This window comes from Massilimicrobiota sp. SW1139 (genome assembly GCF_012027715.1).
GTDB lineage: Bacteria > Bacillota_I > Bacilli_A > Erysipelotrichales > Coprobacillaceae > Allocoprobacillus > Allocoprobacillus merdigallinarum.
Genome location: NZ_SJOR01000001.1, coordinates 195,008 through 220,473, shown reverse-complemented (window position 1 = coordinate 220,473; position 25,466 = coordinate 195,008). Strand labels below are relative to the sequence as shown.

The 25,466-nt window shown below is 30.5% G+C and carries 28 protein-coding genes and 1 other annotated feature; of the genes, 23 read left to right on the top strand and 5 right to left on the bottom strand.

Annotated features, from left to right (window positions below):
• The first annotated feature begins 104 nt into the window (after window positions 1-104).
• The 4 genes from E0K96_RS01155 to E0K96_RS01140 are packed head-to-tail and all read left to right on the top strand — an operon-like array spanning window position 105 to window position 4,292.
• Entirely contained in the window at window positions 105-938 is an 834-nt protein-coding gene (locus tag E0K96_RS01155) for a DUF5685 family protein (RefSeq protein ID WP_168080529.1), read from the top strand.
• A complete protein-coding gene (locus E0K96_RS01150) occupies window positions 939-1,541 on the top strand; it encodes a J domain-containing protein (RefSeq protein WP_087297540.1) in 603 nt (200 codons plus the stop codon).
• Between the two features lie 13 nt (window positions 1,542-1,554).
• Window positions 1,555-3,318 (top strand): molecular chaperone DnaK, encoded by a 1,764-nt coding sequence (gene dnaK / locus E0K96_RS01145; protein WP_168080527.1) that lies wholly within the window; start codon window positions 1,555-1,557, stop codon window positions 3,316-3,318.
• Window positions 3,319-3,362: 44 nt separating this feature from the next.
• The gene (locus E0K96_RS01140; protein WP_168080525.1) at window positions 3,363-4,292 is read left to right on the top strand and encodes a GNAT family N-acetyltransferase; all 930 of its coding nucleotides are present in this window, start codon (window positions 3,363-3,365) and stop codon (window positions 4,290-4,292) included.
• 73 nt (window positions 4,293-4,365) lie between these two features.
• Here E0K96_RS01140 and E0K96_RS01135 read toward each other — a convergent pair whose 3' ends face one another.
• The gene (locus E0K96_RS01135) at window positions 4,366-4,962 is read right to left on the bottom strand and encodes a LexA family protein (RefSeq protein ID WP_087245870.1); all 597 of its coding nucleotides are present in this window, start codon (window positions 4,960-4,962) and stop codon (window positions 4,366-4,368) included.
• Window positions 4,963-5,100: 138 nt separating this feature from the next.
• Here E0K96_RS01135 and E0K96_RS01130 point away from each other — a divergent pair, with 138 nt between their 5' ends.
• The gene (locus E0K96_RS01130) at window positions 5,101-6,006 is read left to right on the top strand and encodes a Y-family DNA polymerase (protein WP_168080523.1); all 906 of its coding nucleotides are present in this window, start codon (window positions 5,101-5,103) and stop codon (window positions 6,004-6,006) included.
• A gap of 34 nt (window positions 6,007-6,040) precedes the next feature.
• Window positions 6,041-6,307, top strand: a complete 267-nt coding sequence (locus E0K96_RS01125; protein ID WP_168080521.1) for a hypothetical protein — start codon at window positions 6,041-6,043, stop codon at window positions 6,305-6,307.
• Between the two features lie 134 nt (window positions 6,308-6,441).
• Here the strand turns inward: E0K96_RS01125 and E0K96_RS01120 are convergent, their stop codons facing one another.
• Window positions 6,442-7,794 carry an MATE family efflux transporter gene (locus tag E0K96_RS01120; RefSeq protein ID WP_206080506.1) on the bottom strand — a complete coding sequence of 451 codons (1,353 nt, stop codon included), beginning with the start codon at window positions 7,792-7,794 and terminating at the stop codon, window positions 6,442-6,444.
• A gap of 214 nt (window positions 7,795-8,008) precedes the next feature.
• Between E0K96_RS01120 and E0K96_RS01115 the strand changes: the two genes are divergently transcribed.
• The 4 genes from E0K96_RS01115 (at window position 8,009) to E0K96_RS01100 (ending at window position 11,830) form a co-directional block, all read left to right on the top strand.
• On the top strand, window positions 8,009-8,755 hold the full coding sequence (locus tag E0K96_RS01115; protein ID WP_168080519.1) for a prepilin peptidase: 747 nt from the start codon (window positions 8,009-8,011) through the stop codon (window positions 8,753-8,755).
• A gap of 77 nt (window positions 8,756-8,832) precedes the next feature.
• Window positions 8,833-9,069, top strand: a binding site (T-box leader).
• 125 nt (window positions 9,070-9,194) lie between these two features.
• Window positions 9,195-10,169, top strand: coding sequence for an ABC transporter substrate-binding protein (locus E0K96_RS01110; protein WP_168080517.1), 975 nt, complete (start codon window positions 9,195-9,197; stop codon window positions 10,167-10,169).
• 15 nt (window positions 10,170-10,184) lie between these two features.
• The gene (locus E0K96_RS01105) at window positions 10,185-11,051 is read left to right on the top strand and encodes an ABC transporter permease (protein ID WP_168080515.1); all 867 of its coding nucleotides are present in this window, start codon (window positions 10,185-10,187) and stop codon (window positions 11,049-11,051) included.
• Window positions 11,045-11,830 carry an ABC transporter ATP-binding protein gene (locus tag E0K96_RS01100; RefSeq protein ID WP_168080513.1) on the top strand — a complete coding sequence of 262 codons (786 nt, stop codon included), beginning with the start codon at window positions 11,045-11,047 and terminating at the stop codon, window positions 11,828-11,830. The genes E0K96_RS01105 and E0K96_RS01100 overlap by 7 nt, the downstream gene beginning before the upstream one ends.
• Before the next feature lie 59 nt (window positions 11,831-11,889).
• On the opposite strand, the gene E0K96_RS01095 is transcribed toward E0K96_RS01100, so the two are convergent.
• Complete coding sequence (locus E0K96_RS01095) at window positions 11,890-12,639, bottom strand: MurR/RpiR family transcriptional regulator (RefSeq protein WP_087244940.1); 750 nt, start codon at window positions 12,637-12,639, stop codon at window positions 11,890-11,892.
• A 106-nt stretch (window positions 12,640-12,745) separates the two neighbouring features.
• Between E0K96_RS01095 and E0K96_RS01090 the strand changes: the two genes are divergently transcribed.
• The 8 genes from E0K96_RS01090 to trhA (E0K96_RS01055) all read left to right on the top strand — a co-directional run bounded on the left by E0K96_RS01090 (window position 12,746) and on the right by trhA (E0K96_RS01055) (window position 20,236).
• Complete coding sequence (locus tag E0K96_RS01090; protein ID WP_168080511.1) at window positions 12,746-13,030, top strand: hypothetical protein; 285 nt, start codon at window positions 12,746-12,748, stop codon at window positions 13,028-13,030.
• Complete coding sequence (locus E0K96_RS01085; protein WP_240924393.1) at window positions 12,999-13,724, top strand: 16S rRNA pseudouridine(516) synthase; 726 nt, start codon at window positions 12,999-13,001, stop codon at window positions 13,722-13,724. The genes E0K96_RS01090 and E0K96_RS01085 overlap by 32 nt, the downstream gene beginning before the upstream one ends.
• 51 nt (window positions 13,725-13,775) lie before the next feature.
• Window positions 13,776-15,209, top strand: a complete 1,434-nt coding sequence (pepD, locus tag E0K96_RS01080) for a beta-Ala-His dipeptidase (RefSeq protein ID WP_087303821.1) — start codon at window positions 13,776-13,778, stop codon at window positions 15,207-15,209.
• A 9-nt stretch (window positions 15,210-15,218) separates the two neighbouring features.
• Window positions 15,219-16,343 carry a 23S rRNA (uracil(1939)-C(5))-methyltransferase RlmD gene (rlmD, locus tag E0K96_RS01075; protein WP_168080509.1) on the top strand — a complete coding sequence of 375 codons (1,125 nt, stop codon included), beginning with the start codon at window positions 15,219-15,221 and terminating at the stop codon, window positions 16,341-16,343.
• A gap of 102 nt (window positions 16,344-16,445) precedes the next feature.
• Window positions 16,446-17,297 carry an undecaprenyl-diphosphate phosphatase gene (locus tag E0K96_RS01070; protein WP_087936237.1) on the top strand — a complete coding sequence of 284 codons (852 nt, stop codon included), beginning with the start codon at window positions 16,446-16,448 and terminating at the stop codon, window positions 17,295-17,297.
• 38 nt (window positions 17,298-17,335) lie between these two features.
• On the top strand, window positions 17,336-17,818 hold the full coding sequence (locus E0K96_RS01065; RefSeq protein WP_168080507.1) for a GNAT family N-acetyltransferase: 483 nt from the start codon (window positions 17,336-17,338) through the stop codon (window positions 17,816-17,818).
• On the top strand, window positions 17,815-19,572 hold the full coding sequence (locus tag E0K96_RS01060) for a MutS-related protein (RefSeq protein WP_168080505.1): 1,758 nt from the start codon (window positions 17,815-17,817) through the stop codon (window positions 19,570-19,572). The genes E0K96_RS01065 and E0K96_RS01060 overlap by 4 nt, the downstream gene beginning before the upstream one ends.
• A gap of 16 nt (window positions 19,573-19,588) precedes the next feature.
• Complete coding sequence (gene trhA, locus E0K96_RS01055) at window positions 19,589-20,236, top strand: PAQR family membrane homeostasis protein TrhA (protein WP_087244977.1); 648 nt, start codon at window positions 19,589-19,591, stop codon at window positions 20,234-20,236.
• Between the two features lie 38 nt (window positions 20,237-20,274).
• Here the strand turns inward: trhA (E0K96_RS01055) and E0K96_RS01050 are convergent, their stop codons facing one another.
• The gene (locus E0K96_RS01050) at window positions 20,275-20,829 is read right to left on the bottom strand and encodes a DUF1836 domain-containing protein (RefSeq protein WP_087244961.1); all 555 of its coding nucleotides are present in this window, start codon (window positions 20,827-20,829) and stop codon (window positions 20,275-20,277) included.
• A 129-nt stretch (window positions 20,830-20,958) separates the two neighbouring features.
• On the opposite strand from E0K96_RS01050, the gene trhA (E0K96_RS01045) reads away from it, so the two are divergent.
• The 4 genes from trhA (E0K96_RS01045) to E0K96_RS01030 all read left to right on the top strand — a co-directional run bounded on the left by trhA (E0K96_RS01045) (window position 20,959) and on the right by E0K96_RS01030 (window position 23,554).
• Entirely contained in the window at window positions 20,959-21,609 is a 651-nt protein-coding gene (trhA, locus tag E0K96_RS01045; RefSeq protein WP_168080503.1) for a PAQR family membrane homeostasis protein TrhA, read from the top strand.
• Window positions 21,610-21,681: 72 nt separating this feature from the next.
• Complete coding sequence (gene lspA / locus E0K96_RS01040; RefSeq protein ID WP_168080501.1) at window positions 21,682-22,188, top strand: signal peptidase II; 507 nt, start codon at window positions 21,682-21,684, stop codon at window positions 22,186-22,188.
• A complete protein-coding gene (locus E0K96_RS01035) occupies window positions 22,164-23,084 on the top strand; it encodes an RluA family pseudouridine synthase (RefSeq protein ID WP_168080499.1) in 921 nt (306 codons plus the stop codon). The genes lspA and E0K96_RS01035 overlap by 25 nt, the downstream gene beginning before the upstream one ends.
• Before the next feature lie 2 nt (window positions 23,085-23,086).
• Window positions 23,087-23,554, top strand: coding sequence for a deoxycytidylate deaminase (locus tag E0K96_RS01030; RefSeq protein WP_087244965.1), 468 nt, complete (start codon window positions 23,087-23,089; stop codon window positions 23,552-23,554).
• 132 nt (window positions 23,555-23,686) lie between these two features.
• Here E0K96_RS01030 and rnhC read toward each other — a convergent pair whose 3' ends face one another.
• A complete protein-coding gene (gene rnhC, locus E0K96_RS01025) occupies window positions 23,687-24,595 on the bottom strand; it encodes a ribonuclease HIII (protein ID WP_087244966.1) in 909 nt (302 codons plus the stop codon).
• 96 nt (window positions 24,596-24,691) lie between these two features.
• On the opposite strand from rnhC, the gene E0K96_RS01020 reads away from it, so the two are divergent.
• Window positions 24,692-25,465, top strand: coding sequence for a CvpA family protein (locus E0K96_RS01020; RefSeq protein ID WP_168080497.1), 774 nt, complete (start codon window positions 24,692-24,694; stop codon window positions 25,463-25,465).
• Window position 25,466 lies beyond the last annotated feature (1 nt).

The window sequence follows — 25,466 nt, the reverse complement described above, 5'->3', positions numbered from 1 at the left end:
TCATTTTTATTTTAACATTTTTAAAATAAAGTTTCTATAAGTTCATGTTTCGTTCATATCTTCACACTATACTAATCATGATTTATTATGATAAGGAGATTATGATGTTTGGATATATAGTAATTAATAAACCAGAAATGAAATTTAAAGATTTTGATATCTATCAGTCATATTATTGTGGGCTATGTCGAACTATAAATGATAATTATGGTTTAAAAGGGCGCGTAGCTTTAAATTATGATATGACATTTTTAGCTATTTTATTATCTGGTTTATATGAACCACATAATCAATCAAGCTATCGTAGATGCTTTTTACATCCACTGAAAAAGCATCTGGAAATACAAAATGAATATGTTGAATATGCTGCTAAAATGACAATTGCTTTAACATATCTCAAATGTGATGATGATTGGATTGATGATCAAAAGATGTCAAAACAGGTTTATAAGAAAATTTTGAATCATAGTTATCAATCTATAAAAAAAGAATTTCCACAAAAGATGGATATGATTGAAAAACAATTGGACAAGATTCATGAATATGAAAAAATGGAAGATGTTCGTATTGATGATATTTCCGGATGTTTTGGAAAAGTCATGGCTGAAATTTGCTGTTTTCAAGATGATCTCTGGCAAGATTATTTAAGGGAATTTGGATTTTTTTTAGGTAAATATATTTATTTGCTAGATGCCTATGATGATATTGAAAAAGATCTAAAAGACAATAACTATAATCCATTTATTTCTCATTTTCAAGATGAACACTTTGAAGAGAGATGTCATGATTTATTAGAAATGATGATTTCAAGAGCTGCCGAGGCTTTTGAATATCTTCCAATAGAGGAAAATGTTGAAATTTTAAGGAATATCATATATAGTGGTGTTTGGAGTCAATATGAATTACGTTATCAAAAAAGAATGGAGGATAAGAAGTAAATGGATCCATATCAAGTATTAGGAATTTCTCCAAATGCATCAGATGATGAAGTCAAACATGCTTATCGAACATTAAGTAAAAAATATCATCCTGATGCTAATATTAATAGTGAACATCAGGCTGAATATACTGAAAAGTTTAAACAGGTACAAAATGCATATAAAACGATTATGGATAATCGAAAAAAAGGATTTACGAATCAAACATATGGTCAAAGTTCACAGTCGACTTATCAATATCAGGGTAATGATCAGGCGGCTTTTCAAGATGTTGCGGCATTTATTCAAGCTGGTCGTTATCAGGATGCTCTTCATATTTTGGAACAGATTCGTAATCGTTCATCAATATGGTTTTATTACAGTGCTTTAGCTATGAATGGTATAGGAAATAATGCAACAGCATTAGAATATGCACAAACAGCAGCGCAAATGGAACCTGGTAATTTACAATATATTTTCTTGGTTCAGCAATTGCAGGCTGGAAGTGGTCAATATCGTCAGACACAGCAAACTTATACGTCACCATATGCTAATATGGCTAATTGCTGTTATTCGTTATTGATGTTTAATATTTTTATGAGTTGTTGTTGTAGATGTTATTAAAGGAGAATGATTTATGAGTAAGATTATTGGTATTGATTTAGGAACAACAAATAGTTGTATGTCTTTTATTGAAAATGGAAAAACAACCATTATTCCTAATAGTGAAGGAGCGAAAACAACACCAAGTGTTGTAGCATTCACACATGATGGACAAAGACTTGTAGGGGAAAGTGCTAAGCGACAGGCTGTTACAAATCCAATGGGGACAATTTCATCTATTAAACGTGAAATGGGAACTGATTATAAAAAGAAAATTGGCAATCGTGAGTATACACCCCAGGAAATTTCTGCCATGATTTTACAGAAATTAAAAATAGATGCTGAAAATTATTTAGGAGAAGAAGTTAAACAGGCTGTTATTACAGTACCTGCTTATTTTAATGATGCTCAACGTCAAGCTACAAAAGATGCTGGAAGAATTGCTGGATTGGAAGTTATGCGTATTATTAATGAACCAACTGCTGCAGCATTGGCATATGGTTTAGAAAATAGTTATGGGCAAAAAATGATGGTTTTTGACTTGGGTGGAGGAACTTTTGATGTTTCTATTATTGAAATTGGTAATGGAGTGATTGAAGTTCTATCAACATCAGGAGATAATCATCTAGGTGGTGATGATTTTAATGAATTATTAGCACAACGTATTTTAACTGAATTTGAGAAAAGCTCAGGGATTTCATTGAGAAATGATTTAATGGCTATGCAACGTATCAAAGAAGCTGCTGAAAAAGCAAAAATCGAATTATCTTCAATGACTTCTACTGTTGTATCTTTACCATTTATTACAACGACATCTGCAGGACCACAAAATTTAGAAATGACAATCACAAGAGATTTATTTAATCGTATTACTAGAGAATTAGTTGAAAGAACAATTCTCCCAATGCAAAATGCGTTAAATGATGCACGTTTATTACCTGCTGAATTGAATAAGATTATTCTTGTAGGTGGGTCTTCACGTATTCCAGCAGTTCAAGATAAAATTAAGGAAGTTACTGGAATTACACCAAGTAAATCATTAAATCCTGATGAATGTGTCGCTATGGGAGCAGGAATTCAAGGTGGTAAATTATCTGGTGATGTGACTGCAATGGGAAATTATGATGTCTTATTATTAGATGTGACACCATTGACATTATCTATTGAAACAGTAGGGGGAGTTGCAACTCCATTAATTGATCGAAATACGCCAATTCCAACAAGTCATAGTCAAATTTTTACAACATCATCTAATTTCCAGACACAAGTTGAAATTAATGTTTTACAAGGGGAAAGACCTTTAGCTAAAGACAATAAAAGTTTAGGTAAATTTAAACTTAAAAAGATTAAGCGTGCAATGCGAGGAGTTCCACAAATTGAAGTCACTTTTGATATTGATGTTAATGGTATCGTAAGTGTTTCTGCAAAAGATTTGGCTAGTGGAAATATGCAAAGTATTACTATTGAAAATGGTTCTCATATGTCTGATGAAGATATTGAAAGAGCTATTCATGAAGCTAAACAATTTGAACAACAGGATGCCAAAACAAAAGAAAGACTTGTTTTTAAAAATGATTTAGAAACATTAATGTCAAGAGTAGAAGCCAGTTTAGCAAAACATCATAAAGAAATAGATAAAACTGTAAGGACACAAATTAAAAATGAATTGAATCAATTAAAGAAATTAACAAAAAAAGTACAGTTTGAAACATGCCCAGATGCACAATTTCAGGAAATTAAAGAAGCAAAACAAAGATTGGAAGATAGTGCAGCGTTCTTGCTTTCTATGGGTGAATAAAGACATTGATCAAACATTAATGTCTTTTTTTATAAAAAGTATATATGGAAATAAGATTAGCCAAAGAGCAAGATTTAATAAAACTTGCTGAAATTGAAAGAATTTGTTTTCCTGCTCAAGAAGCTGCAACTAAACAACAATTTCAACAAAGATTTCTTGCTTTTCCTGATTGTTTTTTAGTAGCCGTTATAGAAGGACAGATTGTTGGATTTATCAATGGGGCAATGATTTCAACATGTTTTTTAATTGATCAATATTATGAAGATACATCCTTACATGATTTCAATCATCCATATCAAAGTATATTTGGTTTAGCTGTTTTACCAACTTTTCAACATCGTGGGATTGCTCAAAAATTAATGAATGCTTTTATTGATCTGGCTTTTACAAGAGGTAAAAAAGGCCTGGTACTGACTTGTAAAAAAGAGTTAATAGATTTTTATAAACAATTTGGTTATAGTTGCTTGGGAGTTTCTCAATCTATCCATGGTGGAGTGACATGGTATGATATGTTTTTAGAACTTGAAAGTCATGAAATGTGTTTTATTCCCATGCAATATTATCATTTAAATAAGTGTTCAATATTATTTCAGCAATGTTTTATGCAAGAACCATGGAATGAAACGTGGACTTATGAGCAGTCTTATCAGCGATTGAAAGAAATGCTACTTTCACCATATGCTTTGGGATATGTTCTATATCGAGATAATCAGTTGATAGGTATGATACTAGGGCGTCAAATGACTTATTTAGAAAAGAAAGAGCTATGGATTGATGAAGTCTGCATTTTACCAGAATTGCATGGACAACATTTAGGAAGTTATCTATTACAACAAACAAAAAAAGAGTGTATCAAATTGCATATAGAGAGAATGGTTTTACAGACAATTCGTGGTTTTTTAAGTGAAGGATTTTATAGTAAAAATAATTTTGTTGAAGAAAAGCATTTGATTTGTATGTCTTGTGATATATAAAAATCTCATAAATGTAGTGAACCCTTAAAGTTAGATTAGCTTTAGAGTTCAAAACATGAATGAGATTTTTTGTTTAAAAATAAGTTTTTGTATAAACGACTTTACCAATGATACGAACAGGAAGTTGTTCAACTTCTTCATTAGAAAAATATCTATTTTCAACAAGTGGGTTTGTGGCTTCCAAAATAAGCATATCTGGTTTTTTGATAATACGCTTCACTGTTACTTCTTCACCACCAATCATGACAACTGCAATATCACCTGTTGAGGCATAGGAACATTGTTTAATAAGGGCTAAATCTCCATCCATTATTCCTGATCCAGTCATGGAATCACCTTGAATCTGCAAAAAATAATCTCCCTTATAAAAATCTTCTTCTGTGACTTCTTCTTCACCCATATAGTTATTTTCTCCATACATATCATATCCGGCTTTTGCATAACCTAAAATAGGACGCTTTAAATGAATGGACTTTCCTTTGATAACGGGTTCAATATCATAACCAAGGAGTTCATTTAATCTTTTTAATGTTTCATCTTGAATTCTTTTGACATCTCCTGAAATCCAACGACTGACAGTAGATTTCGTGACTCCTAGTTTTTGAGCAATTTCATCATTTGTAAGTTGATGCCTATATTTATAATCCTTAATAATGTCTTTGAGTTCCATAGTCAACCTCCTATATGCATATTATAGTATAAAATACATCTAAAATAAAGAAAAAATCAAAAATAATAAAATAAGTTGCATAAAAATATTGAAATATGCAACAAGGTCATATATAATAATTGGCGAGGAGTGAGAAATATGTGGAAAACTTTAATTGGATATATTTGTTTTGAAGAATGCATAGATCAAATAGAGAAAAAGAGAAATTTCATTATAAAAAAGAGATTGATTCATCAAGAACTCATCAACAAACAAAGAAACATGGATGAATATTGTTTCTATAAAGAGCAAATAAAAAATATTTTATATGAATATTGTAATGATGTCTTTGAAGAAGAAAGAAATGATATATTTTTTGATTTAACAAAATCTCAATATGTATTTGGTATGGATTCTATTAAACTTATGAAATGTATTCAGCAAAGAATAGCAGATGAACTTTGTATTTCAATACATATAGGATTCAGTTTTCATCAAGAATTTGCCAAATGGATTTATATGCACAGTTATGAATCATATAGAATTTTAAGTTTTTATCAGGCAGTAAAAATATTTGGGAAGAATATATGCTCTCAAAAAAGAGATGAAATGTCTCAAATACATAGAACAGTTCATACCCTTCCTCAATCATTCGGTCAAGATAATCAAGATACTTTTTTAAATGCTAGAGAAGCTTTAATAATAGCACAAAATCTAAGCTTTAATTTAGTAAAGCAACTTAAAGAAAAAGACTATGGAGTTCGTTGTATTCAAATTCAATTCTATGACATGCAGTTAAATTTTTATAAAAAAGAAGAGAAATTAAGAAATTATACAAATATTCATAGTGAGATTATGTATGTTATTGAAAGATTATTAAATGAATTTTCTTATCAGGGTCAATATTTTGGATTAAGAATAGTGTTATGCGATTTTAAAGATTTTCAGGATGAATCATATATATTACCAAATAAAGTGGATTTACATCATGTTAAAAGAAAAATATTTGGACAGCATAATCATTTACCATTAAAAAATTGCTCATTGTTTGAAAAAACAGTTTAGTTCTTATGATCATCTCAGTAAGGAGAAGAGAACTATGTGTGATATGGATAATGTTTTAAAAGATATATATTCTTCGGATATTATTTTAAATCAAGATGAAGAAATGATGCTGGAACAGATACATATTCGATATTTTGATTTAATGGATCAATTTCATGAACGTATTACAAATAGAAAATTAATACTGAGTGAAGAAGAAGTTGAAGAATTAGAAAACTGTGTGAATGAATTTGTTTATGAGTATGGATTTATACAGTTTAAACGAGGTGTTCATTTAGCTGTAGCTATTATACATGGATAATATTATGTATATAAAACTGTTTGTTTTTATAACTTTGTTTTATTTTGAATATCATTGAAAAATGGTAAGAAAAGAATCAAATATACAACATTATCATATATTAAATTTTTGTAAAAAGAAAAGGAAATGAATCATTAATTTTCATTTCCTATTTTTATTTTTTTATAAACTTTTTGATATAAAAGAAAAGCAATGAATGAGGCAATCAGCTCTGATAAAGGAAATGTTAACCAGATACCAGTTACGCCAACAAGTGGTAAAAGAATAAGGGATAATGGGATAATGATGATAAATTGTCTTGTGAGTGTAATGATTAAAGAAATAGGTCCTTTTCCTAGTGATTCAAAAACTCCAGACATAACAATGGCAAATGTAGAACAGATAAAACTTAATGATAAAATACGTAATCCAGTTATTCCAACCATAAGCATATCTTGATTGGCATTAAACATTTGAAGAATTTGAGCTGGGAAAATAAAGAATAGACATGTACCAAATAATAGAATAGTTCCAATAGTAAGAGTTGCCATTTTTAATGTCTGGTCCATACGATTTCTTTGATGAGCTCCATAATTATAACTCATAATTGGACGCATTCCCTGTACAATGCCTGTGGTTGGCATATTAACGAATGTTTGCAGTTTATAATAGATACCAAAGAATGCAACGGCAGTTTGAGACACAGGAGCAAGGATACCATTTAATGCTGAAACTAAAACTGAAGGTAAACACATCATAACTCCAGATGGGATAGCTATTGAATATAAATTTTTAAATGTATGCCAATTAATACGAAAATGACGGAATGAAATATGGATATGTGAATTATAGCGTAAAAATAAATATATTGATAAAAAGCAGGCACTAAATTGTCCAATAATAGTTGCGAGAGCTGCACCACTTACACCTAAAGCAGGTAATCCAAAATATCCAAAGATAAGTATTGGATCTAAAATAATATTAACAATTGCTCCAACCATTTGCATAATCATGGGAATGATCATATTTCCACAAGCCTGAAACATTTTTTCGATGGCTAAGTGAATAAATGTTGAAAATGTAAAAGTAATAACAATAAAACCGTATTCGATTCCATATTGTATGACATCCTGATTTTGAGTAAAAAGAGTTAAAAAAGGTTCTATAAGGAATAAACCAATTCCAACAAAAAGAATGGAATGTAAAAGTGTCATAACAATGCCTTGAGTAGCGACAAATGATGCTTCTTTATCATTATGTGCACCTAAATGTCTTGCGATAATGGCGTTTAAAGCAATACCGACACCACAAGAAAATGCTAATGATAAGTTTTGTAAGGGGTAGATTAACGAAACAGCTGTTAAAGCTTCTTCGCCAAGCTGTGCCACAAAAATACTATCAACTATATTGTATAATGATTGAATAAGCATTGAAATCATTGGCGGAAAGGCCATAGACATCAAAAGGGGAAAAATAGGTTTATAAGCCATTGGATTTCTTTTTTCCATAATTTGAGATTCTCCTTTCGTAAAAAAAGCTATAGAATTTTCTATTTATTAATCAGAAATAGAGAAATCTATAGCTTTACAGCACTCCATATTTTATAGAAAAAATAAAAAATGTCAAATATTTTTTGTTGAAAATGAATATATTTTAAGATAGAATAATATCGAAATATGAAACAAACCAACTATAAAAATATCTATGAAAGGGGACATGAAGATGTTTTTATATGTATGGTTTTTTATTTTGGGTGCTGTTATAGGAAGTTTTTTTCAAGTGTGTAAAGATAGATTGCCACTTGGTTTGGATATTGTAAAAGGAAGAAGTTTTTGTTTTGATTGTTTACATCCTTTACAATGGTTTGATTTAATACCTATTGTCAGTTATGTGATCTTAAAAGGAAGATGTCGATATTGTCATTACCGCATTTCACTTTTTTATCCTATCTTTGAAATGATGAGTGGTTTTTTGCTTGTCTTACTTGTCTATTATGAATCTCAAATGATAAAGGCTATTCTTCTTTTTTTATTGATAATGGATTTTATAACCATTTCATTAATAGATAGACAATGGCAAATTATACCTGATGAAATGATTATTTTAGAAATATTTATTGTATTAGGATTAATGCCTTATAGTGATGTTTCATTGTGGGAACGTTTGATAGGTATATTGATTATAAGTATGCCATTATTATTACTCAATTTTTGGATTCCAGATAGTTTTGGTGGCGGGGATATCAAATTATTGATGGTTAATGGCTTTATGTTAGGATATATAAAGATTATACTTGCTTTTACGATAGCGGTTTTATTGGGTGGAATCTATGCATCATATTTACTTTTTTATAAAAAAACACATCGCCATCATCATATCGCATTTGCTGGTTTTCTTTGTGTGGGAATTTTTATTTCTTTGTTTTTTGGAGAATATATTTTATATTTTTACAGCTATTTGTTTATTTAATTAACAAAAAAATAGATATTATTTATTTTTTATCTAAAAATATTGACAATTTAATAAAGGTGTGATAATTTGATATAAACAAACCAATGAGTAGGAGATAAAACTTGAAAATGTACTTAAAGAGAGTCCAGGATGGTGGAAGCTGGATAGTGGCAGTTAAGTAAATGGACCTATGAGGGCAAAGGGGAAAGGTAACGAGTATCCTGCGACGTGAGCTTACGTTACAAAGCAAAAATGTGTTGGCATTTTAATGAGGTGGGTTATTTTTATAACCAATAAAGGTGGTACCGCAGATTATAACATCTGTCCTTTGATGGACAGGTGTTTTTTGTTTATATGCCAATAAGAAAGGAGCTTTCTTATGAAAATGAAACGATGGTGTCTTATTTTCTAGTTAAACATGAATAAAATACAATATATTATAAGAGGAGATAAGACTATGAAAAAAATTTTAAAAAACGTATTAATAGGAATATGTATATTATCAATGACAATGGGTTGTCAAGGTGATAACTCAACTGTGAAAAAAGTTGCTATTGTTCAATATATGGAACATACATCTTTGAATACAATTAAGGACGCTTTTGATAAGCAAATGGAAGAGTTAGGTTATCAAGATAATCAAAATATTGAATATATTTTTAAAAATGCACAGGGGGATAATAGTATTGCTGCTAGTATTGCACAAACATTTGCATCAGAAAATCCCGATGTCGTTGTTGCGATAGCAACTCCTGTTGCTCAGTCAGTTGCATCGCTTTCTTCAACAACACCTGTTGTCTTTGCTGCAGTGAGTGATCCAATTGGAGCTAAACTGACAAGTTCTTTAGAAAAACCAGATAAAAATATAACAGGAACCAGTGACGAGATTCAAGTAGATTTGATTCTTGATAAAGCCCTTGAAATAAATCCGAATTTAAAAACTTTAGGAGTTATTTACAACAAAGGAGAAGCTAATTCAGTAACAAATATTCAAAAAGCTAAAAATTACGCACAAAAGCATGGTTTTGAAATTAAAGAAGCAACTATTACAAATGTTAATGAAGTTCAAAGTGCAATTGATGTTCTTGCAACTCAATGTGATGCTGTTTTTGCTCCTAATGACAATACAATTGCCAGTGCTATGAACGTTGTCAGTCATTCATGTATTCAATCACAAGTTCCACTTTATGTAGGAGCAGATTCTATGGTACAGGATGGTGGATTTTTAAGTGTAGGGATTGATTATGAAGAATTAGGAAGGGAAACTGCTAATATGGTTGATCAAATTCTTAATGGTTCAAATGTAAGTGATATTCCTGTTAAGGTTTTTAAGGATGATTTAAAGATTTATGTGAATCAGGATGTCATGACACAGATTGATATTGAATTACCTGAAAACATCATTCAAGATTCTTCATTGGTTATGATGTAGAGGGGTGGTCATATTATGAATATGATAGTTATTATTGGAGCATTAGAACTTGGTGGTATATTTGCGATTATGTCTTTAGGATTATATTTGAGCTATAAGATTTTAAACTTACCTGATTTAACAGTTGATGGAAGCTTTACATTGGGTTGTGCAGTTAGTGCTGTTTTGACACTTTCTGGGCATCCTTACTTGGCATTATGTGCAGCTTTTATTGCAGGAATGCTGGCTGGTCTTGTGACTGGGCTTTTAACAACAAAGTTGAAAATTGCATCTTTACTTGCAGGGATTTTAACTATGACTGGACTTTATTCTATAAATTTAAAAATTATGAATGATTCACCTAATTTGTCATTGTTCGGTTCTACAACCATATTTACACCATTGACCAATTTACAACCATATTCACAGTTTTTATTGATTATCATGTTTGTAGCTGTTATTTTTGGAGTTCTTTATTATTTTTTAAAAACACAGCTTGGTTTAGCGCTGCGCGCATGCGGCGATAACGAAGATATGGTTAAAGCTTCATCTATAAATGCTGACTTGATGAAAATTTTAGGTTTATCTTTATCCAATGGACTTGTGGCTTTGTCTGGAGCTATATATGCTCAGCATCAATCCTTTGCGGATAGTCAAAGTGGTACAGGAATGATGGTCATTGGTTTAGCAAGTATTATTATTGGAATGGCATTTATAAAAAAAGATCAGATTCATTATCAATTATTAGCGGTTACGATAGGTGCATTTATTTATCGTGGAATTCTCACTTTAGCTTTACAAATGGGGATTCCATCAACAGATTTAAAACTGTTGTCTGCTTTATTAGTTGTATTGGCTTTGATTTTGACAAAACTAAAAATAAGGAGGAAAAAAGTATGTTAGAATTACAGGACATATCGGTTGTTTTTCATCCTGATACAATTCATGAAAAGAAAGCTTTATCACATGTCAATTTACAAATTCAACAAGGGGATTTTGTAACAATTATTGGTAGTAATGGAGCTGGAAAGTCAACATTGTTTCAAACAATAAGTGGAGCGATTCTTCCAGCTCAGGGTCATATTTATTTGAATCATCAAGATATTACAAATTTAAAAGAGTACAAACGTTCACGCTTCATCGGTAGACTTTTTCAAAATCCTTTAAAAGGAACAGCACCTACTATGACTATTGAAGAAAATTTAGCATTAGCTGGTTGTCAGGGGCATTACTTCAAATTAAAACCAGTTTCTCACTTGCAACGCCAACAAATGAAGGAAGCATTGAAAGAGTTGGGATTAGGATTAGAAAAACGTATGAATACAAAGGTTGGTGTTCTTTCTGGAGGACAACGTCAGGCATTGTCTTTATTAATGGCAACATATGCAAAACCACAGCTTTTACTATTAGATGAGCACACTGCTGCTCTTGATCCACAAACTGCAAAGACAGTCTTAGATTTAACAGCGAATATTGTCAGAAAAAATCAGATGACAACATTAATGATTACTCATAATATGGAAGATGCTATTCAATATGGACAAAAAATCATTATTATGAGTGAAGGGCGAATTCTTGATTTCATTGATGAAAAACGTAAACAAAATTTAACGGTGGAAGACTTGATTCATCTTTATACTCAACATACTCATGATTATACTGATCATATCTTATTACAATAAAAAGTAAGTCAAATGGATAAAAAATAAAAAAGGCTGTTTTGAGTAACAGTCTTTTTGTATTATAAGTAATATTGTTGAAAATAGTGTAGACGAATTAAATCACAAATTGTCATAATTTGATAATTAAAATTAATACTATCAAATTTACCAGGAACATAAATAACTTTACAATTTGGTGAAGTTTCTGTTCTCAGATATTTTTTATTTTGGGTAATTAAAATCTGCTGGGCTTTATCAATATGTACATCAGCTTTTGACTTTTTAAATCCTTCTAAGTATCGACCTGTTGCACTAATAACAATGGCCACATCATGTTCATCCATAACAATAGGATCATAACTATGATATTGAATAAAAGGTTTACCAAATGTAATCATGTCAGTTTGTAGTTCAATAGCAATAGATATTGGATATAAAGCACCAAATACAACAATTCTTTTGGCACGATAAAGCTTTTGACAAATATCACTAATGATTTTTTGCATTTCATCATCACTACAGTCTTTATCCATTTTTTCAATGAATTCACGACTATCAACACCAATCATTCTGACACGAATTTGATTAAGACGTGTCTGATGATGATTGACTAAGGTTTCCTTAAATTCTTCATATTCTTTAAAGCCAAGTAGGGCAATAAAAGAATATAATTCTTCTTTTTTAAAACATCCTTTTTTTAAAAATTCTTCTTCACTCATATCTTCCATTTCAAGGTAATGAAAAATAATGAATGTACAAATTTTATAATTATAATCATGAAAAAGGGTTCCATTTAAATAGGTTAAAATACGGCTCAATAATATATTCATAAGATACCTCCCTATTCAACATTATATCATGTTTAAATAGAAATAGATAAAGATTTTGCTTTTTTGAAAAAAATGATATAATCAATAAAATAAAGGAGATGGCAAAATGCGTATAATGAAAATAGATATATCACAGATAGAATTTAACTATCAAAAATATCCTCAAACACTTTATCAATCAGTTTTAAGAATTGGTTTTTCATTTCCTATTTCTGTCAATCAGAAAAATCAACATTACATTTGTGTGGATGGACATAAACGTTTATCAGCTTTAGCTGATATTTTAAAGGACAATCCACAGTATTCACGTGGCACATTGGTACCTGTTATTATTAAAAATAATGGAAATGTACGTTCCAATGATTGCTGGAGAGGAAGAAATACCCATTAAAAAATATTTATATCTTATCTTAATGAAAAACCAATTGGGCAATGTGAAAGAATGCAAAACATTGATCAAAAAAGGTTATGTGATAATTAATCATCAATGTGTGAAAGATCCACATTACCTTGTTTGTAAAGAGGATAAAATTAGAGTTCAAGGTAAAGTGATTGAGGCAATGCCATTTGTTTATTATATGATCAATAAACCAGTGGGATATATATGTGCTGCGCATGACCAGAAATATCCTTGTCTATTAGAATTAATAGATCGAGATGATTGTTATTGTGTTGGACGTCTGGATAAAGATACAACAGGTTTTGTGTTATTAACTAATGATAAATCTTTATCTAAAAAGCTTCTATTGCCACACAATCATGTAGAAAAAACATATGAAGTGCAGACAAAATTGCCAATAACGGAAAACTATGTTGAGGTTTTTCAAAAAGGAATGATGATAGATAGGACCTATCAATGTTTACCAGCAGAGCTAGAAATAAAAGATGATTATCATTGCCTCGTTACAATATGTGAAGGAAGATATCATCAAATCAAAAAAATGTTTTTATCAATGTCTAATGAAGTTGTTAGTTTAAAACGTATAGCATTTGCGCATATTGTTTTAGATGAACAATTGAAATATGGACAATATCGTCAACTTAATGAAGATGAAATGAAATTATTGCAGAATGCTTTGGCATAGACATCTGATAGGGAAGTTGATATAATTGTGACAAGATTGGAGGAAAATAGAATGTCGGTATTAGATACAAATATACTTATATATCGTTATTTTGAAGAAATTTCACAAATTCCTCATGGTTCATACCATGAAGAAAAATTGGCAGATTATATTGAAGATTTAGCTAAACAACATCATCTTCGTTATATGCGTGATGACATGCATAATTTGATTGTGTTTAAAGAAGCCAGTCAAGGCTATGAAGATCATGAACCAGTCATGTTACAGGCACATATAGATATGGTTAATGAAAAGAATAAAGAAAGTCAACATAATTTTGATACTGATCCATTAAAGCTTTATGTGGAAGATGGTTTTTTACATGCCAATGAGACAACTTTAGGAGCTGATGATGGTTGTGGTGTATGTTATATGTTGGCATTGTTGACAGATAACAGTTTATCTCATCCAGCATTGGAATGTGTCTTTACTGTTCAAGAAGAAGTTGGACTATGTGGAGCAATGGCTTTGGATACAACATCACTTAAAGCTAAACGTTTAATTAATTTAGATAATGAAGCAGAAGGGGAAACTTGTGTTTCATCATCAGGTGGAAATGATGTTTTGATTACCAAAGAAATTACGGGTGAAGATAATCATTCTCCAGTTTATGTTTTGGAAGTGAAAGGTTTAAAAGGTGGACATTCTGGTGGATGTATTCATTTAGGTAGAGGAAATGCTAATAAGATTGCGGGACGCATTTTATATCATTTATTGAAAAATGGGATGGATATTCGTTTGATTGATATAACAGGCGGATTAAAAAACAATGCGATTCCTAGAGAGTGTACAGTTGCTTTTGCAAGTCAGCAATCTTATGAAGAATTAGCACAATATATTGGACAGTACGAAGCAGATATTCGAAAGGAATTAGAAATCAGTGATCCTGAATTTTATGTGGAATTGCATTGTGATGAATGTCATGTCTGTGTGAATGCAAAAGATAGTGAAGCTATGATTTCAATTATGTATTTAGGTTTGAATGGAATGCTGGAAATGTCACAGGCAATTGAACATTTACCAACTTTATCATTGAATATGGGGGTCATACGTACACATGATAATAGTTTTACAATTGATTATTCATTACGTTCACCTTTAAAAAGTTTACGTGATGAGTTATGTCTACAACTGGAAACAATTGCTTTATTATATGGGGCTTCTATTCAGGTGTCTAATGATTATCCGGGTTGGGATTATGATCCTCATTCACGCTTTAGAGCACAGTTTAAAGAATTTTATCAAACCTATGCCAATCAGACATTAAAAGAAGAGGCAACACATGGTGGATTAGAAACGGGTATTTTCAAGCAAAAAATTCCTGATTTAGATATTATAACTTATGGACCACATATGGAAAATGTTCATACACCTGATGAAAAATTAGATTTGGCTTCTTATTTAAGATGTTATGATTGTTTAGTTGCCTTTTTAGCAACTTTATAGAGGAATTTTATGGATTGTTCAATCAAAAAACAATGTGGTAGCTGTCAGTATATTGGAATGGATTATCAAAAACAGTTGCTTATAAAAAAAGAAAAGTGTCAAAAACTATTTCCTCATCATTTCGTTCATGATGTTGCTGGAATGGAAAAACCATATTATTATCGTAATAAAGTCATTGTCGCTTTTAATCAAAAATATGAATATGGTTTATATGAAGAAACATCTCATCGCATTGTACCGATGAAATCATGTTTGTTGCATGATGATGAAACACATCAAGTTTTATCGACCATACAGAAGATTCTCAAAAAATATCGTGTATCCATATATGATGAAAAGAAAAATAGAGGATTTTTAAGACATGTTTTAATACGTAGGGCAGTCATAACGAATCAGACACTCGTTGTTCTGGTTGGAACAGATCATGTCATGAAGGGAAGTAAAAATTTTTGTCAGGAATTAATAAAATCCTGCCCATCTGTTCAATCGGTTGTTTTAAATACAAATCGTAGACAAACAAGTGTAGTTTTATCTAAACAAGAAAAAGTGCTATATGGAAAAGGATTTATTGTTGATCAATTATGTGGCTTAACATTTAAAATATCAGCACAATCATTTTACCAGATTAATCATGAACAGTGTACAGTTCTTTATCATCGCATTTTATCGTTATTGAATTTACATCAGGATGATACCATTTTAGATACTTATTGTGGTATTGGAACGATTGGAATGTTTTTGGCTCAATATGTTCAAACTGTTATTGGGGTGGAAATCAACAAAGAAGCTTATAAAGATGCTATTAACAATGCAAAAATGAATCATATTTCAAATATTCATTTTGTTAATGGGGATGCTTCTGAGTTTATGCATCAATTGGCTATTCAAAAACAAAAAGTGGATTGTGTTGTTATGGATCCACCACGTGCTGGGAGTACAAAAACTTTTATTGAAGCAATTCGTACTTTACAGCCTAGACAGGTTATCTATGTATCATGTGATCCAACAACGCAGGCACGTGATTTGAAAATGTTTGCTAAAATTGGCTATCAAAGTCATGATGTTTATCCAGTTGATATGTTTCCACATACTGAGCATATTGAAAGTGTCGTACTTTTGAGCCGAGATCTATAGAAAAAGATAGATGAAAATAATTATTTTTATCAAAAAGCATATACAAAAGAGTATATTTCATATATAGTAATACAAGTAGACAATCAATCAGGAGGGTTAATAATGATTGAAATAATAAAAGCGATAATGTTCGGTATTGTAGAAGGTGTGACGGAATGGCTTCCTATCAGCAGTACAGGACATATGATTTTACTTGATGAATTTATTAAATTGGATGTAAGTCCGGAATTTTATAGTTTGTTTCAGGTTGTCATTCAGTTAGGTGCAATTATGGCTGTTGTTATTTTGTTTTGGAATGATTTTTTTCCTTTTGGAAAAAAAGACAATCCATATCCATTAGCTAAAGATGGTCTATTATCTTATGTAAAAGTTGATAAGGTTGTCTTATGGATTAAAATATTAGTAGCCTGTATTCCAGCAGCAGTCGTTGGGGTACTCTTTGATGAACAACTAGAAGCAATGTTCTATAATTATCAGACAGTATCTATAGCATTGATTGTTTTTGGGATTGCGTTTATTGTGATTGAAAATAGAAATGCGCATCAACATAGTCGCATCCATTCATTACGAAATATTACAATTCAGACAGCTTTACTGATTGGTGTATTTCAGCTGATTGCAGCGATTTTCCCTGGAACATCACGTTCAGGTGCAACGATTGTAGGAGCTTTATTATTAGGCGTATCTAGAACTGTTGCAGCTGAGTTTACATTCTTTTTAGCAATTCCAGTTATGTTTGGAGCTTCACTATTAAAGATTGTTAAATTTGGTCTGTCTTTTACAATGCAGGAAGCAACAATTCTTATTGTTGGTATGGTTGTCGCCTTTGTTGTTTCTGTATTTGTTATTAAGTTTTTAATGAGTTATATTAAAAAACATGACTTTAAAGTTTTTGGATGGTATCGTATTGTTTTAGGTATCATAGTTCTTGTATATTTTATGTTTTTAGGATAACACGATTTTTGTCGTGTTTTTCTTTATATGGAGGAAATATGAAGTATCAGTTAGTGCATTCATGTGATGAAGAACTTTATCAGTTTTATTTGCGTCAAAGAACGTATTTTTCATTGGATGTTCAAGAAATAACTTATGATTATATCAATCAGGCTATGTTAGGTCCTGAAGGATTTGATGAAAGAAATCATTTTCACTATAAAATATATGAACATCAAACAATGATTGCTTATATAGATTATATGCTTGGCTATCGTTTTTCTATGCAACATGATCAGTCGTATTTATGGATTGGTTTGTTTCTAGTAGAAGAAAGCTTATGGCATCATCATTATGGTCAAAGAATTATTCAAAGATTATGTCAAAATTATTCTCAATATACGATACAGCTAGCTTGTTTATCTCAAAATAAAAACGGAAAGGCTTTTTGGCAAGCTATGGGCTTTAAAGAAATAGCTCGTTCATATTGGGGTCATGAAGAAGTTATAATATTTGAAAAACAGTCTGTGGAGGTATTATGAGTTTTATTGATTTTGAAAAAGAATATATGAATACAAAAAAAGAGAGTCAATATATTCATCGTTATTGCAATATGTTTGCTGTGTTGAGGCTTGTCTTTTTTTGCGCGATGATTGTATTGTTGCTATTGGGATATTATTGGCAAAACATTGGCTATGTTTTAGCAGGAATTTTCTTTATTGGATTTATAGGCGTGGTTATCATTCATAATCGTTATAAAAAACAAGATCTTTATATCCAATCCCTTTTGAAAACATATAAGCATCATATAGATAGAAAAGAGGGGAAATGGAAAGAATTCGAAGAGAATGGAGAGGCTTTTTTAAGTGATCAGGACTATAAAAGCCTTGATTTGGATGTTTTAGGTCAAAATTCATTATATCAGATGATTTGTGTAGCATTTACCCAACAAGGGAAAAAGCAATTAGCAGATTATCTGATTCAGGATAGCAGCTATGATCAAATGATGGAACGTCAAAAAGCAGTTAAAGAATTGGCAGATATGCCAGAATTTGTTGTTCGATTAGAAACATTAGGTTCAATGATTCCAGAACAAAAAAAGAATGGCATTGAAAAATGGATGGCATATATTCAAAATCAGTCCATTCCAACATTATCACGATTTTTATTTATTATACCTTTGATTATCTGCTGTAGTTTGATTTGTGTCTGTTTTGGATGGGGCACACCATATAGCCAAGCCATATTGGAAGTAGGAGTTGTTTTACAATTGTGTTTTACGTTTTTAAAATATCGTTATCATCAGGAAATGTTTGAACCAATTGCATACTTATCCACAGGTTTGGAAAGTTATGCACAGAGTTATGCACAAATTGTGAACAACTCATTTTCTTCATCTTATCTAAAATCATTACAATCAAATATAATGCATCAAGAAGATGCTATAAAGGCTATTTTACAACTTTCGCGTATAAGTCAAAAGGTTATCTATCGTCAAAATATTTTTGCTTTTCTATTTTTAAATGGTTTAGGATTATTTGATTATTATATTCAATATCAATATGCCAAGTGGCTCAAGCAATATAGTCATGCTGTTCCAAAATGGTTTGAAAGTTTAGCTCATATAGAAGCATTAATGAGCTTGGCAGTTTTAAAAGTGGATCAGTTTGATGTTGTCTTGCCCGATATTCAGGAACAGAAAACTTTATCATTCCATGATTTGCGTCATCCTTTAATTGATCCTTATCATGTTGTTGGAAATGATTTTGAAATGCAGGAATCTTTATGTGTGATTACAGGTTCTAACATGTCTGGAAAAACAACATTTATGCGAACTATTGCTTTAAATTTAATTTTAGCATATGCCGGGGGATTTGTTTTTGCTAAAAATATGAGCTGTTTTCCAATGCATATTATGACCTCTATGCGTGTGAAAGATAATGTGGAAGAAGGTATTTCTACTTTTTATGGAGAACTTTTACGTATTAAGGAAATGATTGAATATTCTCATAAGAAACAACCAATGATTTGTTTTATTGATGAGATTTTTAAAGGAACAAACTCTTTGGATCGTATTGCCGGAGCAAAAGCAACGATTGAAAAGTTATCCTTACCTTATGCTTATACTTTTTTAACAACGCATGATTTAGAACTAGGTCAGCTTAAAAAACAGAATTATCATTTTGATGAATACTATGAAGATGAACACATATATTTTGATTATAAAATCAAAAAAGGCATATCAAAATCAAGTAATGGTCAATTCTTATTAAAACAGGTTGGTATTCTTGATTGATAGGGGGTTAATGGAAATGAAAGAAAAAACAATGAAAGATATGTTTAAATTAACTTTTGGCGAAGAGGTTGGAAATGCTGTCAGTCATGGTGTGATGGCTTTACTATGTTTATTATCCTTGCCTTTTGTAGCTGTATATTCATATATTAAAGGTGGAGTTGTTCGTAGTGTAGGTGTTTCTATTTTTGTTATTTGTTTATTTTTAATGTTTTTGATTTCAACAATATATCATAGTATGGCCTATGATTCTAAACAGAAATATGTCTTTAGAAAATTAGATCATATCTGCATCTATTTAGCGATTGCTGGAAGTTATACACCCGTAGCTTTATGTGTTGTTCAAGGCTGGGTTGGTATTTTGATTTTAGTTATTCAATGGTCTGCAGTTTTAGCTGGAATTTTATTGAAAGCTATTGCGAAACGATCTTTTCCCGTTTTATCTACAACGATTTATTTAGTCATGGGATGGATAGCCATTATCTTTATTCCATTTCTTATTCATTCTTCTTTCTGGTTTTTGTTTTTTATTGTTATGGGTGGAATCATGTATTCAGTAGGTGTTTTCTTCTATGCTAAGCATAAAAAATATTTTCATTTTGTTTGGCATTTATTCATTAATTGCGCAAGTATTTTACATTTCATAGCAATTGTTTTTCTCATGTAATAAAAACCCCAGGACAGAGCTTTAGCTTGTCTTTGGGGTTACTTTTCTTCATCTGTTTCATAAAAAGTATCAAGTATTCTTTCGGCAATCATTTTATATTGATTACTTAAAGAACAGATTAATAATAAAATGAAAACAAGTTGGTAAGAGTTATCTAAATCTATGTGTTGATTTTTAATTAAGTTTTGAATAGAAATTGTCACATCATGAGATAACTCTTTTTGTATGTTTAAATAATTATTATAAATGGGTTCAATTTCTTCCATATGATCATGGAAAGGCTGTAAAATCTTTTTGATTTCCTGGATAGAAATAGTATTTTTTAGTGAATAGATAAGTAACATTTGTAAAATATGATTTTTTGTATATTTCTTTCCTTTGATAGGTTTTAATAATCCTTCTTTAGAATAATTATTAATCATCGTTTTGGTTAGAAGCTTATCATCATCATGTCGCTTATTATCAGCAAGATTAATATCAAATAAAGTCATAATTTGATCCATATACAAATCAAGAGAAGGTATATCTTCCGATTTTAAATGACTCATGTTTTCAATCTGATCTAAAATCATATCTAATTTTTCATTGTTCATAAACTCACCTCATAAATAACTATACATGAATTTATACAAAATAACAATATCTCGTTGACAAATGGTTAAAATAAAATATAATAGATGTATAAAGTAGTATTTAATACTACATATAAAGGAGTTGATATTGTGAGAAAGTTGTTTCAGAAAGCTACGGATCCTATTAGCAGTGAAACTCATTTTATAGGGGCCTGCTTATCTTTCATTGGTTTATTGATTATGATTTTTATTGGCATACAGAAAGATACGTCACCGGCTGTTTTATGTGCTGGAATCATTTTTGGCATATCATTGATTGCTTTATATAGTGCCAGTTCAATTTATCATTTTTTTAGTGGCAGTCAAAGAATAAAAACGATTTTAAGAAAATTAGACCATTCAATGATCTATGTATTAATAGTTGGAACTTATACTCCAGTTGTTATTGCATGTATGCCTGCGCCTCATTCATATTATTTTCTTGCTGTTTTGTGGAGTGTTGCTATTATTGGAATTATTTTAAAAATCTGTTGGTTAAATGCACCTCGTGCAGTTGCAACAGCTATTTATTTGATTTTAGGATGGTCTATCTTATTTGATTTTCAATCATTTAGAGGTATTCCTTTACCTTGTTTGTTCTTAATTGCCTGTGGTGGTATTGCATATTCTATTGGTGCTTTTATTTATATTTTAAAAAAACCTAATTTAACGAAAGATTTTGGCTTTCATGAACTTTTCCATATATTTGTCATTATGGGTTCAGTATTTCATTATCTGGCAATTGTTATTTTTATTTTATAAAAAGCATATCTATGCTTTTTTTCTTTGCTTTATATGTCATTTTTGCTTATAATAGGAACTGGTGATAAAAGAATGAAAAAATTAAAATTAACATATCAGACTATGATATTATATGTTTTGACCTTTTTGGTCATTGTTATAGGAGATCAGGTGACAAAAATCATTGTTGATCATACATTATCTCTAGGTGGTAGTTATTCCATTATAGATAATTTCTTTTATTTTACATATACACATAATACAGGGGCAGCCTGGGGAATGTTGGCAGGTAAAATAAATCTATTCGTGATTGTATGGATAGTTGCTGCGATTGGAATTGTTTATTATTTTATCAAATCTGAACCCTATCAAAAATTGACACGTTTTGGATTGGTACTTGTTTTTGGGGGATCAATTGGCAATTTAATTGATCGTATGGCCTTTGGATATGTAAGAGATTTTATTGATTTTATTATTTTTGGATATAATTTTCCTATTTTTAATGTTGCTGATATGGCGATTACTATTGGTATGGCGTTAGTCATCTTAGAAATATGTATAGAGGAGTATAAAGCATGGAAACTATCAAAATCACAGTAGATGAAAAACATAAAGGTCAAAGGCTGGATAAATTGTTGTCTGGTTATTTGAAAGATATGTCAAGAACACAGATTCAACAATTAATTCGTCAACAAAATGTGACTGTGAATGATGTCATTGTTAAATCAAGTTATAAAGCCGAAATAGGAGATATTTGTTGTGTATCTATTCCTGAACCAGAAAATACAGATATATTACCAGAGAATATTCCGCTTGATATTGTTTATGAAGATCAGGACGTCATTGTGGTCAACAAACCAAGTGGTATGATTGTTCATCCATCAGCAGGTATTTATTCAGGAACTCTTGTGAATGCTTTATTATATCATTGTCAAGATTTATCAGGTATTAATGGCGTGATGCGACCAGGTATTGTTCATCGTATTGATAAGGAAACAAGTGGTTTATTAATGATTGCAAAAAATGATTTGGCACATCAAAGTTTAAGTGAGCAGTTACAGGAGCATACAGTTACAAGACGTTACTATGCATTAGTTCATGGTTTGATTCCTCATGAGTTTGGACGAATTGAAGCACCTATTGGACGTGATCCTCGTGATCGACAGAAAATGACTTGTACTGATAAAAATGCCAAGGAAGCAATCACAAATTTTAAAGTGATTGAACGTTTTCGTGATATGAGTTTGGTTGAATGTCGTTTAGAAACTGGACGTACACATCAAATTCGTGTTCATATGCAATATATTGGACATCCTGTATATGGTGATCCACAATATGGACTTAGACGTGATGATACAAGTCATGGTCAATATTTACATGCTAAAATTTTAGGATTTATTCATCCACGAACACATGAAGAATTATATTTTGAAAGTGAGTTACCAGATTTCTTTTTAAATAAACTTTCACAACTAAGAGAAGAAATGGGGGAATAAAAATGTCTAAAGTGATTAGTTGGGATCAGTATTTTATGGGAATTGCAAAATTATCAGCATATCGTTCAAAAGATCCTAATACACAAGTGGGGGCTTGTATTGTGAGTCCTGAAAATAAAATCGTAGGTGTCGGATATAATGGATTGCCTTGGGGATGTGAGGATACGGAATTTCCTTGGAACAGTCGAGAAGGGGATATGTATGATACAAAATATCCATATGTTGTTCATGCTGAGTTGAATGCAATTTTAAATAGTATTCAAAATCTCAAGGGATGTCGTATCTATGTATCATTATTTCCTTGTCATGAATGTGTGAAAGCTATTATTCAAAGTGGTATTCAAAAGATTATTTACGAAGATGATAAATATAATGATACACCTAGTGATCGTGCTGCAAAGCGTATGCTGGATGCTGCAGGTGTTGCCTATCAAAAAATGCAACGCTTCGATATAGAGATTAAAGATTAATAAAAAAGCTGAGTTATATTGTTTTTAATCATTCCAATATAGCTCAGTTTTTATATTTTATAAACTTATTCAAAATTGGTTTTATAAAATACCAAAAGGTAATAATAAAAAAAGAATGGTTCGTTTCCATTCTTACTGTTCTTTCAACAATGCCTTAACACGTTTTGTGTTTGTAAAATTGAGTTTGACAACTTTTGTTAAAATATTTTCGCCATATTTAGCAGCAATTTTTGCAGCAACAACATCAACTTGAGAACTTGATCCACGGATTAAATTCATTTTTAAACTCTTTGTCATATTTGCAAAATACTGTAAATATGCATATCTTGATAAAATTTCAGCAGCTAATACAGCCATGTATTTTTGTTCGGCATCTGAAACAAACATTAAATCTTTTACAACAATAACTTCATTTTTCAGATAATTAAAATATGTTTTTGGAGAAACAAATTGATTGATCACTTTTACCTTTACATTTTGTTTGACTTTCTGCATAACATTAACAGTTGCCTGATTGTAGAGTTTTGATTTAATATTAGCTTGATTAAAACCATCACTTACCATTTTATTATAATGTGAGTTATCTAAAATTAATAAACTATAAATAAGCTTGTCTTTAATGAGCTTTGCACATTGAATAATTTCACGATTACTTAAAGTTGTTATATCATCAATTTTGAGCTCTTTTAATAACTCAATATCTTTTTCCTGTACATAACATGATACAACACAGATTGGACCTAAATAATCAGTAGAACCTGTTTCAGCACATCCAATATGATGATACGGAAAAATATCTTCAATGTTCGTTGTCATATTAGCTAATTGTTTCGCTATTTTCTTAGACCAATGTTTGGCTTCCTGAAAAGCATTAGCACCCGAAAACTCAACTGTATGATTATCTTTAGCGATAATATCGCAACCAATAGCATGTGCTTTAAATATAAGGTTTGTGTCATCAACTGGAACCATTTGACTATCATAATATTTTTTCATTTTCTCCAATGTAATTTGTTCAACTTTTAAAATAATTGGTTCCACGTTAATCACCTCATTATTATTTTAACATAATTTTGTTAATTTTGACAGAACATTTTTCAAATGTTATAATATCGGCGTTTATAAGGAGGGTTTTTCTTGAATTTTTTTTCAATAGACATCATTTGTGTCATATTTTTAGTGATAACTGCGATTATTGGGTATAAAAAAGGATTCATTATTCAGCTTTATGATATTATATCTTTTTTATTCGTTTTATTGTTGGTCTATTTTTTAAGTGATCCATTATCATCAATATGGACAATTTATCAATATGACAGCCATGATTTTATTGCTTCACTAATAGGTTCTACAATTAATCGTATAGTCGTTGGTTTCATCCTATTTATTGTTTTCATGATCATAAAAAAAATCATAGGAGTTTTGGTAAAACCACTATTAAAAGGTATTATGCATACTTTTTCTTTAACAGCTTTTGCAGATCGTTTATTAGGTTTATGTTGTCATGTGGTTGAAGGAATATTGATTATTTATATCTGTCTGGTTTTTCTTTTCATTTCATTTGTAGCTAATGGAAAAGAAATGATTCAAAATTCCTATATCGCAAATGCCATTGTCGATATGATTCCCGATGTCACTCAAACCGTTATGAATATGAGTGATCTTATGCAAGATAATAATAGTCTGGATACTTATTCAAAAGAATTTATCGCTGAATTTACATTGAATGCCATGAATACTCATTTTATCAATGAACAAGATGCACTTCAATTATTTGAAGATTATGTATTTCATCAAAATCAGACCATTCAGTTGAATCCTTCACAAATTCAGCAGTTAACACAATTATTAGAAGATTCAAACTATTCAACACAACAGATTCAAGACGTTCTATCTCAAGTAAAGGGGTGAT